The organism is Coriobacteriia bacterium (assembly GCA_014859305.1).
Classification (GTDB): Bacteria; Actinomycetota; Coriobacteriia; order Anaerosomatales; family Kmv31; genus Kmv31.
Window position 1 is genome coordinate 1 of the sequence record JACUUM010000054.1, and the last position, 12,860, is coordinate 12,860.

The following is a 12,860-nucleotide window of genomic DNA, read 5'->3' on the forward strand; positions in this document are numbered from 1 at the left end:
CATCGCGTACCTGGACGGCGTCATCGACGGTCTGAGGGCCCAGGACTACTCGCAGGCCGCCGCGCTGCCGGCCGCCCTCGGTTCGCTGTCCGAAGGGGTGGCCGCCACCAAGGGGGGCGTGGACGGACTCGTCGGGCTGCTGACGGGGCAGATCGCGTACCTGGACGCGATCTCGGCCTCCAACGGCGAGGTGCTGGACCGGGCCTCCGCGCTCGCGGCGGCCTCTCCCGACGCCACCACCACCGCCCTCGTCGCCGGGCTCACCCGGCAGCGGATGATGCTGACCGCGCTTCGGGACGGCGATGCGGACCTAGGGCTGCCGATGGGCCTGGCCGACACGCGCGACTCGCTGCAGGAGGTGTCCGCGGGGCTGGGCGAGATCGCGGCCGGCCTCCGGGCGACCGCCGAAGGCGCCGCGCCGCTCGCGGAGCTGCCTGTGCGCTTCGGCGCCCTGGCCTCGGCGCTTGAGACGCTGCGGGACGGCGGCGCCGTCGCGGGCCGCACGATGCCCGGGCTCGTGACGTCGAGCGCGGGGCTGGCGGGCGTGGCGTCGGGCATCTCGGCCGCGGGCGACGGCGTGGGCGCCGCCGGCGAGGGGCTCGCGATGCTGAGCGAGCTTCCCGAGATGCTCGGCGAGCTGCGCTCCACGCTGCTGGCGCTCGAAGACGGCGGCGAGGTCGCCGGCACCTACCTGCCGGGCGTCTCGACGACCGCCGAAGCGCTCGGCGAGGCCTCCTCGGGCCTGCTCGGCGGGCTGAACGACGCGGAGTTCGGCAAGGAGGTCGTCGAGCTGATGGAGGACGACGTCGGCGGCTACGACACCTTCCTCGGCAAGCCGGAGGGCGCGACCGGGGACGTCCGCTTCGTGTTCAAGTTCGACGCGGTGAGGAAGGCGGAGGAGTAGCCCGCCGCCGAGGCGTGACACCCCCTCCGCCGCCGGGAATCGACTCCTTGCACGCTACCCGCCGAGGATTCCCGCCGAGGAGACCCGCCGCGCATGGACGCCGCAGTCATCCCTCTCGCCGAGGCGGTCGACGCGCCGCCGTCGCTGGTCGGCCGCAAGGCCGCGAACCTCGCACGCCTGCTGGCCGAGGGCTTCCCCGTGCCGCCCGCCTTCGTGCTGACCACCGACGCGTACAGGGCCTTCGTCGCGCTGCCGGCGGTCGCCGCGGCGATCGAGGCCGCCGCGCTGCCCGAGGACGGCGAGCCGGGCCCCGACGCGCTCGAGTCGCGCTTCCGCCGGGTGAGCGAGGCGATGGCCGCCGCGCCGCTGCCCGACGAGCTCGGCGAGGCGCTGGAGGAGGCCTGCGAGCGGCTCGGCGGGCGGGACGGCGCGCTGGCGGTGCGCAGCAGCGGGACGCTGGAGGACGCGCCGGACGCGAGCTTCTCGGGCATGCTGTCCTCGGTCATCGGCGCGCGCGGGGACGACGAGCTCGTCGGCGCGGTCAAGCGGTGCTGGGCCTCGGCGTTCCGCCCGAGGGTCGCGTCCTACATGCGCGGCAAGGGCATAGGCGCGCGCGACTTCGAGGTCGCGGTGCTGCTCCAGCGCCTCGTGCCCGCCGAGCGCGCCGGCCTGGTGTTCACCCGCGACCCCGCCAACCGCTACGCGCGCAGCGTCGTGGTCGAGGCCACCTACGGGCCCGGCGACGACGTCGTCTCGGGCGAGGTCACGCCGGAGCGCTACGTCTACGACCCCGGGAGCGGGCGCGTGCTGCTCGCTCGCCGCGCGCCGGCCGGCACGCCGGGACCGCGTGCGCTGCCCGAGGAGCACGAGCGCCGTCTGGAGGACTCCGAGGTCGCCGAGCTCGCGCGCTGGGCGCTGCGTGCCGAGGGGATCCTCGGAGGGCCGCAGGACGTGGAGTGGGCCTACGGCGAGGGACGATTCTGGATCCTGCAGTCCCGGCCGCTCGTGTTCTCCGGCCGCGACGAGCGCGTCTTCCCGCAGATCGGCGAGGAGACCGTGCTGCTGCACGGGGTGGGCGCCAGCCCCAAGGTCGGCGCGGGCGAGGCGCTCGTGCTGCGCGGAGGCGCGGTGCCGAACCAGGTGGCCGGAGCGGTGGTGGTGGTCGACCGCCTCACGAACGACCTCGCGGTGCGCCTGCGCGACGCCGCCGGGGTGGTGGCCGACGAGGGAGGGGCCACGAGCCACGGCGCCAACGTGCTGCGCGAGTTCGGCGTGCCCGCGGTGATCTCCACGGGTCACGCGACCGAGCGGCTGCGCGACGGCCGTGTCGTGACGGTCGACGGCTTCCGCGGGCTGGTCTACGAGGGCGACCTGTCGCTGACTCCGGCGCAGCTCGAGGACGTGCCCAGCACCGCCACGAAGGTGTTCGCCTCGGTGATCGTGCCGGAGAAGGCCGCCGTGGTCGCCCCGTTCGCCGACGGCGTCTCCTCGCTGCGGAACGACTACTTCCTGCTCAGGAGCGGCGTGCACCCCATGGAGATGATCCGGCGCGGCAGGGGGGAGGAGCTCGAGGAGACGATCGCGCTGGGCCTGAGGCGCACCGCGGAGCTCTTCTCCGGCAAGCCGGTCTGGTACAAGACGATGGACGCACCCACCGACGAGTTCCGCCGCCTCGCCGGGGGCGAGCGCGAGCCCGAGGAGCGCAACCCGCTGCTGGGCTGGCGCGGTATAGGCCGCGAGCTCGCCGAGCCCGAGATGCTGGACCTGGAGCTGCGCGCGGTGGCCCGCGCGGTGGCCGAGGGGCACCGGGACATCGGCGTCAAGCTGCCCTTCGTGCGCTTCGTGCGGGAGTTCGAGGCGGGGCTGGAGGCCGTCCGGCGCGTCGGACTCCAGCCCGCGGAGGACGTGCACGTGGGGGTCTCGGTGGAGACGCCCGCCGTCGCCCTGGGGCTGCGCGGCTTCCTCGAGGCCGGCGCCGAGTTCGTGAGCGTGGGGGTGAGCGACCTCACCATGTGCACGCTCGCGCTGGACCGGGAGAGCCACCGGCTCGCCGGGTCGTTCGACCCCGCGGACCCCGGCGTGGTGTTCATGCTCGAGGCGGTCGCCACGGCGTCCAGGGAGGCCGGCGTGTTCGCCTGCGCCACCGGCGAGGCCGCCCGCGACCCGCGCCTGCTGCCGGAGCTGGTGAGCATGGGCTACGACTCGATCGGCGTCTCCCCGGCGTACTTCGCCGACGTCAAGCGCGAGGTGCACCGCCTGGAGACCGTCCGCCGCGGCCGGCTCGGAGTGTGACGGATGACCGGAGTCCGGACAGGCGGCTGACTGAGAGGCAGCCGTCTGGGATAAGCTCCCTTAGGAAGCAGCAGCCGCAGCACACGACGCAGAAGCAGAGGTGGCAAGGGTCATGTGTGGGGCAAACGGCGGTCTCGTCAAGTCCTTCTCCGACGGGGAGTGCATCTTCGCTCAAGGCAGCCGCCCGACGCACGTCTACCTGATCCAGTCGGGCGTCGTGCGCCTCTCTCGCGACGAGGACGGCGAGGACGTCACGACCGGGTTCCTGTGCCGGGGTTCGGTCCTTGGCGAGACGGACCTCCTGGAGGGCGCACGGCGCCGGTTCTCCGCGTGGGCGCTGGGCGAGACGCGCCTGCTCGCCGTCTCGGCCGAGGAGATCGCGCACAACGCGGACGACCCGTTGCTGCGCGAGGTCCTGCTGCGCAGGGCTCCCTAGAGCTCCTCCACGGGGCCGCCGCCTTCGAGCTCCTCGGCCGAGGAGGTGAGCACCACGTCGACCTCCTCCAGCCAGTCGCCGCCCATCTCGCCGATGTCGAGGATCTCGTCCACGTCGATCCACACGAGCTGCTCGAGCACGCCTTTGGTGCGCTTCGCGAGCACGAGCAGCTCGCGGACGGCCGGCTCGCCGTCGGCCGCCGCCTCCTCGACGTCGTAGGTGACGGACCAGTCGGGCGGGGGGTAGCGCTCCTCGAGCCGCGCGGCGAACTCGCGCGCCTCGTCGCCTGCCAGCGAGTCCGGATGCCGTCTGATCATGGAGCGCTCCTCCCGTCTCGTCTGCCGGAGTACATACCTCCCGAGGGCCTCCGAGCCACCGGGGAGTTGGCAGAGCCCTTGCTCCCTCCGTCTGCGGAGCGGCGCCGCCCCGAGGGTCTTCCCTCCTCCCTCCCCCCTCGCACTCGGGGCCCCGCTCTGTACGGCGAACGAGGCGCGTCCCCCCCGCGCCTCGTTTCCGTTTCTTCCCGGGTCAGCGACTCGGCTGCGCTACAGCTCCGTGGCCGCTGAAGAGCGGGCAGGCCCCGACGAGCACGTGGGAAGGGCCCCGCGCCGCGGGGCCCTTCGACCGACTCTCGTGAGAAGACCAGCCTGGAGTCACCGCAGCGCCGGTGGCGTCAAGGCGTGGTCTCCTGCGTGCCCCCAGGCGTCGTCTCCTGACCCTCGGGAGCGGGTGTGGTCTCCTCGGCCTCCTCCTCGCCGAACGGTGCGGCGTTGGGCACCGCCTCGCCGGTCAGAGCACGGTAGGACTCCTGGAGCAGGTCGATTGTGAACCGCGGGTTGTGGAAGCCCATCGCGCCGCCGCGGTCGATCATCATGTGGTTGTAGGCGGCCAGGTACACCTCGTCGGGGATGGGCGCCGTCACCGTGGTCTCCCCGCGCACGAAGACGATGCGTCCCTGCACGGACCGGTAGCTCGCGCCGTCCATCCTCTCCGTGAGCGTGTCGTTGAGCAGCGTCAGCAGCCCCTCGACCTCGGCCGTGAACTCCTCGACGCTGCCGTCGCCGTCGTAGTCACCGGCCGCCTGGATCGTCGGGGTGTCCTCGGCGCTCTCGATCTCCTCGTGGCACTCCCCGCAGGCTTCCTGGAAGTCGATCACCCGGAAGGTGTGCGAGGGATGGCCTTCCTCCGCCTGGAGCATGTGGCATCCCACGCAGGCGTCGTCGATCTCGGCGTGGTCCTCGGTGCTGCCCACGTCCATGTCGTCCGTGCGGATCCCGCCGACGCCCTGCATCACGTCGGTCACCGGGGAGTAGTGCGGCGTGCGGCGCTCCTCGTCCGCGATGTCGGGCGCCCTCAGCGCCCGGTGGCACCCGGCGCACAGCGCGCCGTGTCCCAGCGCGAGCGTGTCCGGCGAGGACGGGATCGTCGTCTCGCCCGACTCGAGCCGCTCCGCTCCCCGGCCGGTGTGGCAGGCGCGGCAGTCGATCGCGACGGGCCACTCCCTGTCCAGCTCCGCCGGGTCGTTCACGCCCTGGGCGAACGCGCCCCCGTCGTGGCAGCCCGCGCAGGGCGACTCCTCGGCCGCGAACGTGATGATCCTGCTGTGGCCGGCCTCCGTCCACTCGGTCACGAGCGCCGAGATGTCGATCTCCTCCTCGGGCGCCCTCTCGTCCTCCTCGGCCGGGCAGCCGGTGAGCAGGACGGTACCGAGCAGCGCGGCGAGGCCGGCGCACAACCATCTCCTCGCACTCAATCCGATCGACCCCCCTCTATGTCGACCTCGCTTCTTCACCGGCCTGAGCCGATTCCTCGTGCTTTTACCCACTTCCGAGGAGAACACCGATATCTTCCGGCTTCTGATACTCACAAGCCGCCCTCGGCCGTCCCGCGCCGCACCCGGGGCACCCGCGCGGCGGCATCACTCTTGATAGGATGTGGGGCGCCGGATCTTCCCGGCGCGTTCGAGACCACGACCGACGAGGGGTGCACCATGGCGAGCGGGTTCGCGGACAAGCGGGGGATCGCGGCGTCGGCGGTGCTCGCCGCCCTGGCGGTGGCGGTCGCGGTGCTGGTGGCCACGCTGCCCCCGGTCGAGCAGCTCGGACGGCTCGTGCGCCTCGTCGTCTTCCACGGGGCCTCCACGTGGGTGAACCTCGCGACGTTCACGTTCGCCGGCATCACCGCGCTCGCGTTCCTGCTCTCCGGCGGGGAGCGCCTCTACGCCTGGGCGAGCGGCCTGCGCTGGTTCTCGATGCCGCTGTGGGTCCTCAACACCGCCCTGGGGGTGCTGTCGGCGAGGATGGCGTGGGGCAGCGTGGAGTGGGGCGAGCCGAGGCTGCGCATGACGTTCTGGGTGCTGCTGGGCGCAGGACTGGTAGTGGCGGCGGACCTCGCGTTCTCTCGGCCGAGGGTGACCGCGGCGCTGGACGTCGGGCTGGCCGCGGCGCTATGGTTCGGCATCGCCGTCTCGCCCAACGTGGTGCACCCCGACAACCCGGTTCTCAACTCCGACTGGTACATCAAGGGGCCGTTCTTCGTGATGGTGGCCGCCATCATGGCCATCGCGCTCATCTCGTCGTGGCTGCTCTCCCGGCGCGCCGGCGCCGCCGCCGAGGGGCCGGCCTAGCCGCGCGCCCGCGGGCTTCCCGCTACCACACCGACGCGACCTCGGCCACCTCGGCGCGGCGCGCGAGCGAGAGCGCGCCCGCGCTGCATGCCCGGCGGCACACCCCGCACCCGTAGCACGCCCGGGCCTCCAGCGACACGCCCTCCCGCGTGCGCGACAGTGCGCCGAAGGGGCACGCCGAGGCGCACTCGCCGCAACCGGCGCACGCCTCGCGGTCCAGGCGGGCGACGTGCTCGCCGCGCCACATGATCCGGGTGCGGTAGCGCAGCTGGATGCGCATCGCCATGCAGCCGCTCGCGAGGTCGCAGTTGCAGATCGCGCCGATGAAGGGGGTCTTGAACGTCCACACCGAGTGCATCAGCCTCCGCTCCTCGGCGCGCTCGACGAGCCCGAGGGCCTCCTCGCGGCTCAGGCGCTGCAATCCCCGGGTGTCGGGCCCGCCCTCCCAGTCGCGCATGCCCTCGCCCAGGACGTCGTCGGCGGGACGCGTGGTGATCGCGAGGCAGTACCCCTCGTCCGGCCTTCCCGCGAACCTGCGGCACGGGCAGGGGAGGTTCACGATGCTGGACGTGATGCCGAGGACCTCGGCGCACTCCTCGATCGTGACCGGCTGGCCGAAGTGGTCCCGCTGCAGCGCCTCGGTGACGCGCCGCCGCACCGGCGCGGCCAGCGGGGCGGGGACGAGGCGCAGCAGCTCCAGTCCGCGTATCGCCCGGGCACGGCGCTCCGCGAAATCCGCGAGGAACGTGACCACATAGCCGCGCCGCTGAAGGTCGGCGGTGAGGTCGACCGCGTAGTTCTCGGCGTTGAGGTACCATGCCGCGCCGTCGCCGTGCCGCGCGCAGAACTCGCACACTCCGCCGCCCCTCCCGCCGGGGTCCACTCCTCGGCCCCGGCAAGAGCATACCCGCGCGGCGGGAGATGCGCGCCGGCGGGGCGCGGGGAGCCCTGCCCGCGCGAGGCGGTGAGAGAAGTCACGTTTTGGTGCACGCCCGGTCGGGAAACAGGTAGCAGTCGAGGAGGGAGGTGCGGCGATGCTCTGGACGATCCTCGCAGTTCTGCTCGTGCTGTGGCTCATCGGTCTTCTGACGGGCACGACGTTCAACGGTCTGATACACATCCTGCTCGTCATCGCGGCGATCGTGCTCGTCATACGGTTGCTGCAGGGTCGAGCGGTCTAGCGCGTCTTGCCCGGCATCGCCGCTTCCGCATCGGGGGGTCGGGGGCGTGCGGTGCCGGGCCGCTCGCGCCCCGCGCGGTCGATCGCGACCGTCCGTCGGATAGGGCGCGCGAGCCCCTCAATCGCACCCTCGCGCGAGCCGATATCACATGCAGAGACGCCCCGCCCCGCCGAACCGCCAGAGGTGTCCGTGATCTCGCTCGCCAAGGGCCTCGCAGAGGTGCTGCCGCACTACGTGTCGCCGAACGGCGGCATGGTCCAGGTGCTCTTGAACTCCGCGTCCTCCGCCGAAGCGCACCTCGCGCTGATCGCGTTGCGTGACGACGTCCCCGAGCGCTCGCTCGTCACCATGGTGAACGTGCGCGAGGTCCTTCGCGAACTGCCAGCCTGTCCGCGCCCGATCCCGCTGGAGGTGGAGGCGCTCGCGAAGATCGCCGGATACGCGCCGGTGAAGAACTCCTTCTCGTGTGCGTTCGCCGACGCGGGGGGCGAGTACGAGATCGTCTTCCTCGGCCAGGGCAACCTGCTCTACGACATCGTCATCTCCGCCGAGAACGAGAAGGTCTTCTGGTCGCCCACCCCCCGCAGCCAGGAGATCGTCACGGAGAAGGCGCTCGACAAGGTGATGCTGCACGACACGCTGCTGTCCAACGTGATCGATCTCGCCAAGGAGATGGGCGTGGTGTTCCAGCCGAAGTTCTACCTCTCCTTGGAGGACTGGCTGCTCGAGTACGCCGAGGACTCGCTGCGCGGCATCAGCGAGCTCTTCTGAGCGGCGCACCGACCCGCTTCCGGCGCCCCTCGGGGCGCTTCCTGTCTCCGGCGCCCCTCGGCGGAAGCCCCTTTCCGCACCGCCCGCCGGATCGCCTCTTCCTGTCCCGCCCGCGGTTGCCGTATCATCGCGGCGACAACCGGATAGCGCCCCGGGTGCCCGCGTCCCCGCCATCGGAGCGGGGGTAAGCGGGAGCATAGGGAAGCCGGTGAGAATCCGGCACGGACCCGCCACTGTGAAGCGGGAGCGCTCGTTTCGAGCGCACCTGCGAAGTCAGGAGACCTGCCCGGGACGCGCGACGCGGCCTTCGAGGTTCGGGGCCTGATCGCGGCACCCGCACCACCGGTGCCGGCGTTCACCACTCGACTCGAGGACCCGCCCCTGCGGCGGGTCTTCGGCGTTGACGGGGGCGCGTCCGAGGAGAGAGGAAGCACGATGCGCAGGACTTCTCGGTTCTTGACCGCCGCGGTGCTGGCGGCGGCGGTGGCCGCGGGGGCCGCGGCCTGCTCCCGCGAGGGGACGGCGGACGGCCGCGGCGAGCGCGAGGCGGAGGCTGCGGCCTTCCCCGTGACGGTGACCGACGACGCGGGACGCGAGGTGACCATCGCGTCGGAGCCGCGCACGATCGTGAGCCTCGCCCCGGCGAACACGGAGATCGTCGCCGCGCTGGGGCTGCTGGAGCGGCTCGGCGGGGTGACAACGTTCGACGACTACCCGCCGGAGGTTCTCGACCTGCCGAAGGTGGGCGATTTCGTGGCCCCGAACATCGAGGCGGTCGCCGCGGCCGGACCCGACCTCGTGCTCGTCACGGGGGGCGTGCAGGCCGACGTGATCGAGAAGCTCGAGGGCGTCGGCGCAGCCGTGGTCACGGTGGACCCGCAGACGCTGGAGGGCCTGTACGCCTCGATCGGGATGGTCGGGCGGGTCACGGGCCGATCGGTCGAGGCGTCGTCGGTGGTCGGGGGCATACGCGCGGACCTCGAAGGGATCACCGCCGCGATCGGGGACGCCGACGACGTGCCGGTCTTCATCGAGATCGCGCAGAACCCGCTGTTCACGGTCGGCTCCGGGACGCTCATGGACGACCTGATCGCGGCCGCGGGAGGGCGTAACGTGGTCACGCAGCCAGGCTACGTGCCGTACTCCGTCGAGCAGCTGGTGGACGACGACCCCGCCGTCTACCTGGCCACCAAGGGCTCGATGAGCGACCCCTCCCAGCTCGAGGGCCGTCCCGGCTACGACAAGCTGCGCGCGGTGCGCGGCGGACGCGTGGCCGTCCTGGACGACAACCTGGTGAGCCGGCCGGGGCCGAGGGTCGTCCTCGGCGTGCGGGCGATCGCCGAGGCGCTGCACCCCGGCGCCTTCGGGAAGTAGGACGGGCAGTGGGCTCCCGGCGAGGCGTCACCGCCGTCGTGCTCGCGTCGCTGGCCGTGGCGCTGGTGCTCGCGATGGCGGCCGGCGTCTCGCTGGGGGCCGTGGCCGTCCCGCCCGCCGAGCTGTTCGCCGCGGTCGGCCGGGCGCTGCGAGGCGTGCCCGGCCCCGTCTCCGACGCCGTGGTGGTCGACCTGCGGCTGCCGAGGGTGCTGCTCGCGGCGCTCGTGGGAGCGTCGCTGGCCGGGGCGGGCGTGCTCTACCAGGCGCTCTTCCGAAACCCGCTCGCCGACCCGTTCATCCTGGGCGTCTCCTCGGGCGCCGGCCTCGGCGTCACGGCCGTGCTCGCCGCGACCGCAGGGGCGACGGGTCTGCGCCTGGTCGGCGTGCCGGCGGCGGCGTTCGCGGGCGCGCTCGCGACGATCGTGCTCGTGGCCGGGCTCGCGCGGCGCGAGGGGCGGATGGACGTGGCGTCGCTGCTGCTCGCCGGCATCGCCGTCTCCTACACGCTCGCGGCGCTGACGTCGTTCCTGCTCGTGTTCGCGAAGCAGTCGATGGCCTCGGTCGTCTTCTGGATGATGGGCGGGCTGACCGGGGCCTCGTGGGGCCAGCTGCGGATGGTGGCGCCGATGTTCGCGCTCGGCGCGGTCGTGCCGCTGCTGACCGCCCGCGAGCTCAACATCGTGCTGCTCGGTGACGAGCGCGCCTCCCAGCTCGGCGTGGACGTCGAGCGCCTGAAGCGGGCGCTGCTCGCCGCGGGCTCGCTGCTGGTCGCCGGCGCCGTGGCCGTCTCGGGCCTCGTGGGCTTCGTCGGGCTGATGACGCCGCACATGGTGCGGCTGGCGTTCGGTCCGGACCACCGCCTGGTCACGCCGGCCTCGCTGCTGGCCGGCGCCACCGCGATGGTTCTCGCCGACCTCGCGGCTCGCACCGTGCTCGCCCCGGTCGAGCTGCCCGTCGGCATCGTCACGGCTCTGGCCGGGGGGCCGTTCTTCGTGTGGCTGCTGTTGCGGCACGGGAGGCGGGCATAGTGCTGGCGTTCGAGCATGCCGCGCTGGGCTACGGGGAGACGCCCGTGCTCTCCGGCGTCACGCTGGAGGTGGCGCCCGGCACGTTCCTCGGCCTCGTGGGCCCCAACGGCGCGGGCAAGTCCACTCTGCTGCGCGCGGTGTGCGGTGAGGCGGCGGTGCTGGGGGGTCGGGTGCGGCTCGACGGCCGCGACGTGCGCGCGCTGGGGCCGCGCGAGCGCGCGCGGCTGGTCGGCGTGGTGCCCCAGTCGCTGCCGCCGGCCTTCCCGTTCGCCGGGCGCGAGTTCGTGGCGATGGGCCGCCACCCCTGGACGCGGCGCTTCTCGCACGAGACCGTCGAGGACGAGGACGCCGTGACCGAGGCGATGACCGCCACCGACACCGCGCGGCTCGCGGTGCAGGCGGTCGACACTCTCTCCGGCGGTGACCTGCAGCGCCTCACGCTCGCCCAGGCGCTCGCGCAGCGTTCCCGCGCGCTCCTGCTCGACGAGCCCACTAGCCACCTCGACCTCAACCACAGGTTGCAGGTTCTCGACCTCGTGCGCGCCCGTGCGTCGGCGGGCATGGCCGTCGCGGCCGTCTTCCACGATCTCGACCTCGCCGCGCGCTACGCCGACGTCATCGGGGTGGTGGCCGAGGGCCGCCTGCTCGCCCTCGGCGGGCCCGCCGACGTGCTGACGTCGGAGAACGTCTCGCGGGTCTTCGGCGTGCGTTCGGTGATCGGTCGTGACGCGGTGACCGGCAGCGTGACGGTCACGCCGGTCGTGCGCGAGGAGGAGGCAGCGCCCGCCCGCGCCGAGCGGCTCTTCGTCGCCGGCGGCTCCGGCGCCGCGGCGCCGCTGCTGCGGCGGCTGGCGCTCGCCGGCTACCGCGTGTCGGCCGGCGCGCTCAACGAGGGCGACGTCGACCACGGCGTCGCGGTGGCCCTCGGGCTGCCGATCGTGGAGCTGCCGCCGTTCGGGGAGATCGGCCCGGCGCAGCGCGCCCGCCTCGACGCGATGGCGTCCGAGGCCGACGCCTGCCTGGTCGCGCCGGCGCCGTTCGGCCGCGGCAACCTCCCCAACCTCCTCGCGTCGCTCGGGGCGGGACGCCCGGTGCTGTTCGTGGGAGGATGGGAGCGCGGCCGCGACTTCGCGGGCGGGGAAGCGGACGCGGCGGCGCGCGAGGCGCTGTCGGCGGGGGCGCTGCAGGTCGCCGACGTCGACCAGGCGCTCTCCGCGCTGGCGGAGGTCCTCTGCGGGGGTCCGGGCTGACGGGAGGCGACGCGATGCTGGCGCGGGGCCTGGTGCAGGTCTACACGGGCGAGGGCAAGGGCAAGACCACCGCCGCGGTCGGGCTCGCTCTGCGCGCCGCCGGGCAGGGCCTGCGTGTGTGCTTCGTGCAGTTCGTGAAGGGCGGCGAGCGCAGTGGGGAGCTGGAGCCGCTGGAGCGCCTCGGCGTCCGCGTCGTCCGTCCCGCGCAGGACTCCACCGGTCTGCTCGCCGACGGCCCCACCGCCGAGGACCGGGCCGCCGCCGAGGAGGCCTGGTCCGCCGCCGAGGAGGCCGTCGCGTGCGGGGAGTGGGACCTGGTCGTGCTGGACGAGGTGAACGTCGCGGTGCGGGCGGGCCTCGGCGACGTCGCGAGATTGCTGTACCTTCTGGACGACCGTCCGGACCACGTGGAGGTCGTGTGCACGGGGCGCGGCGCCGCAGCCGAGCTGATGGAGCGCGCGGACCTGGTGACCGAGATGCGCGCGGTGAAGCACCCGTTCGACGCGGGCATCACAGCGCGGCGCGGCATAGATTTCTGAGAGCGTATCGGGATCGGAGGCCAGGATGGGTCGAGAGGAGCGGATCTTCTACGACGTGGTACCGACGGCGCTCGGCGAGGCGCTCGTCGCGGCGACGGCCGAGGGCGTGCGAGCCGTGTACCTGGGCGAGGACGGCGCCGATCTTGAGCGGCAGGTGCGGGAGCGCTTCCCCGAGGCGGAGGTCGAGCGCGACCCGGGGGCGGTGCGGGAGTGGGCCGCCGAGGTCGCGCGCCGTGCCGAGGGCCTTCCGCCGACCGCCGAGGTGCCGCTGGACCTCGCGGGCACGCCGTTCCAGGTCGCGGTGTGGCGGGCGCTGCTCGACATCCCCGCCGGCGAGACCCGCACCTACGGTGACGTCGCTCGAGGGATCGGGCGCCCCAGCGCCCAGCGGGCGGTCGGCAGCGCCTGCGCGCGCAACGAGATATCGGTGCTCGTGCCGTGCCACCGCGTCGTCCCCGC

Annotated in this window: 14 protein-coding genes and 1 riboswitch; of the genes, 11 read left to right on the forward strand and 3 right to left on the reverse strand. The window is 73.4% G+C overall.

The window, feature by feature from the left end; all coding sequences use genetic code 11:
• From IBX62_09435 to IBX62_09445, 3 genes are all read left to right on the forward strand, one after another.
• A partial coding sequence (locus tag IBX62_09435) for a hypothetical protein (GenBank protein MBE0477305.1) occupies positions 1 to 904 on the forward strand: 904 nt, incomplete at its 5' end.
• 93 nt (positions 905 to 997) lie between these two features.
• Positions 998 to 3,196 (forward strand): hypothetical protein, encoded by a 2,199-nt coding sequence (locus IBX62_09440; protein MBE0477306.1) that lies wholly within the window; start codon positions 998 to 1,000, stop codon positions 3,194 to 3,196.
• Positions 3,197 to 3,308: 112 nt separating this feature from the next.
• Positions 3,309 to 3,632, forward strand: coding sequence for a cyclic nucleotide-binding domain-containing protein (locus IBX62_09445; GenBank protein ID MBE0477307.1), 324 nt, complete (start codon positions 3,309 to 3,311; stop codon positions 3,630 to 3,632).
• On the opposite strand, the gene IBX62_09450 is transcribed toward IBX62_09445, so the two are convergent.
• Both IBX62_09450 and IBX62_09455 read right to left on the reverse strand, forming a co-directional pair.
• Positions 3,629 to 3,949: a hypothetical protein gene (locus tag IBX62_09450; protein MBE0477308.1), complete on the reverse strand. Its 321-nt coding sequence runs from the start codon at positions 3,947 to 3,949 to the stop codon at positions 3,629 to 3,631. The two genes, IBX62_09445 and IBX62_09450, sit on opposite strands and share 4 nt — an antisense overlap.
• A gap of 356 nt (positions 3,950 to 4,305) precedes the next feature.
• Positions 4,306 to 5,367 carry a hypothetical protein gene (locus IBX62_09455; GenBank protein ID MBE0477309.1) on the reverse strand — a complete coding sequence of 354 codons (1,062 nt, stop codon included), beginning with the start codon at positions 5,365 to 5,367 and terminating at the stop codon, positions 4,306 to 4,308.
• 255 nt (positions 5,368 to 5,622) lie between these two features.
• Here IBX62_09455 and IBX62_09460 point away from each other — a divergent pair, with 255 nt between their 5' ends.
• A complete protein-coding gene (locus IBX62_09460) occupies positions 5,623 to 6,258 on the forward strand; it encodes a hypothetical protein (protein ID MBE0477310.1) in 636 nt (211 codons plus the stop codon).
• Between the two features lie 22 nt (positions 6,259 to 6,280).
• Here IBX62_09460 and IBX62_09465 read toward each other — a convergent pair whose 3' ends face one another.
• Positions 6,281 to 7,114 (reverse strand): 4Fe-4S binding protein, encoded by an 834-nt coding sequence (locus IBX62_09465; GenBank protein MBE0477311.1) that lies wholly within the window; start codon positions 7,112 to 7,114, stop codon positions 6,281 to 6,283.
• A gap of 178 nt (positions 7,115 to 7,292) precedes the next feature.
• Between IBX62_09465 and IBX62_09470 the strand changes: the two genes are divergently transcribed.
• The 7 genes from IBX62_09470 to IBX62_09500 all read left to right on the forward strand — a co-directional run.
• Positions 7,293 to 7,439 carry a lmo0937 family membrane protein gene (locus tag IBX62_09470; GenBank protein MBE0477312.1) on the forward strand — a complete coding sequence of 49 codons (147 nt, stop codon included), beginning with the start codon at positions 7,293 to 7,295 and terminating at the stop codon, positions 7,437 to 7,439.
• A 189-nt stretch (positions 7,440 to 7,628) separates the two neighbouring features.
• Positions 7,629 to 8,210: a hypothetical protein gene (locus IBX62_09475; protein MBE0477313.1), complete on the forward strand. Its 582-nt coding sequence runs from the start codon at positions 7,629 to 7,631 to the stop codon at positions 8,208 to 8,210.
• A gap of 136 nt (positions 8,211 to 8,346) precedes the next feature.
• A riboswitch (cobalamin riboswitch) is annotated at positions 8,347 to 8,515 on the forward strand.
• A gap of 130 nt (positions 8,516 to 8,645) precedes the next feature.
• A complete protein-coding gene (locus IBX62_09480) occupies positions 8,646 to 9,584 on the forward strand; it encodes an ABC transporter substrate-binding protein (protein ID MBE0477314.1) in 939 nt (312 codons plus the stop codon).
• Between the two features lie 38 nt (positions 9,585 to 9,622).
• Positions 9,623 to 10,612, forward strand: a complete 990-nt coding sequence (locus IBX62_09485) for an iron ABC transporter permease (protein MBE0477315.1) — start codon at positions 9,623 to 9,625, stop codon at positions 10,610 to 10,612.
• Entirely contained in the window at positions 10,612 to 11,862 is a 1,251-nt protein-coding gene (locus IBX62_09490) for an ABC transporter ATP-binding protein (GenBank protein MBE0477316.1), read from the forward strand. The genes IBX62_09485 and IBX62_09490 overlap by 1 nt, the downstream gene beginning before the upstream one ends.
• Before the next feature lie 14 nt (positions 11,863 to 11,876).
• Positions 11,877 to 12,401 (forward strand): cob(I)yrinic acid a,c-diamide adenosyltransferase, encoded by a 525-nt coding sequence (cobO, locus tag IBX62_09495; protein MBE0477317.1) that lies wholly within the window; start codon positions 11,877 to 11,879, stop codon positions 12,399 to 12,401.
• A gap of 25 nt (positions 12,402 to 12,426) precedes the next feature.
• Positions 12,427 to 12,860: methylated-DNA--[protein]-cysteine S-methyltransferase (locus IBX62_09500; protein ID MBE0477318.1), on the forward strand; the 434-nt coding region annotated here is incomplete at its 3' end.

Bases quoted from the DNA above. Each gene is read 5' to 3' on its own strand.
- IBX62_09440 (MBE0477306.1), top strand. From the start codon at position 998: ATGGACGCCGCAGTCATCCCTCTCGCCGAGGCGGTCGACGCGCCGCCG.
- IBX62_09445 (MBE0477307.1), top strand. From the start codon at position 3,309: ATGTGTGGGGCAAACGGCGGTCTCGTCAAGTCCTTCTCCGACGGGGAG.
- IBX62_09450 (MBE0477308.1), bottom strand. From the start codon at position 3,949: ATGATCAGACGGCATCCGGACTCGCTGGCAGGCGACGAGGCGCGCGAG.
- IBX62_09460 (MBE0477310.1), top strand. From the start codon at position 5,623: ATGGCGAGCGGGTTCGCGGACAAGCGGGGGATCGCGGCGTCGGCGGTG.
- IBX62_09470 (MBE0477312.1), top strand. From the start codon at position 7,293: ATGCTCTGGACGATCCTCGCAGTTCTGCTCGTGCTGTGGCTCATCGGT.
- IBX62_09480 (MBE0477314.1), top strand. From the start codon at position 8,646: ATGCGCAGGACTTCTCGGTTCTTGACCGCCGCGGTGCTGGCGGCGGCG.
- cobO (MBE0477317.1), top strand. From the start codon at position 11,877: ATGCTGGCGCGGGGCCTGGTGCAGGTCTACACGGGCGAGGGCAAGGGC.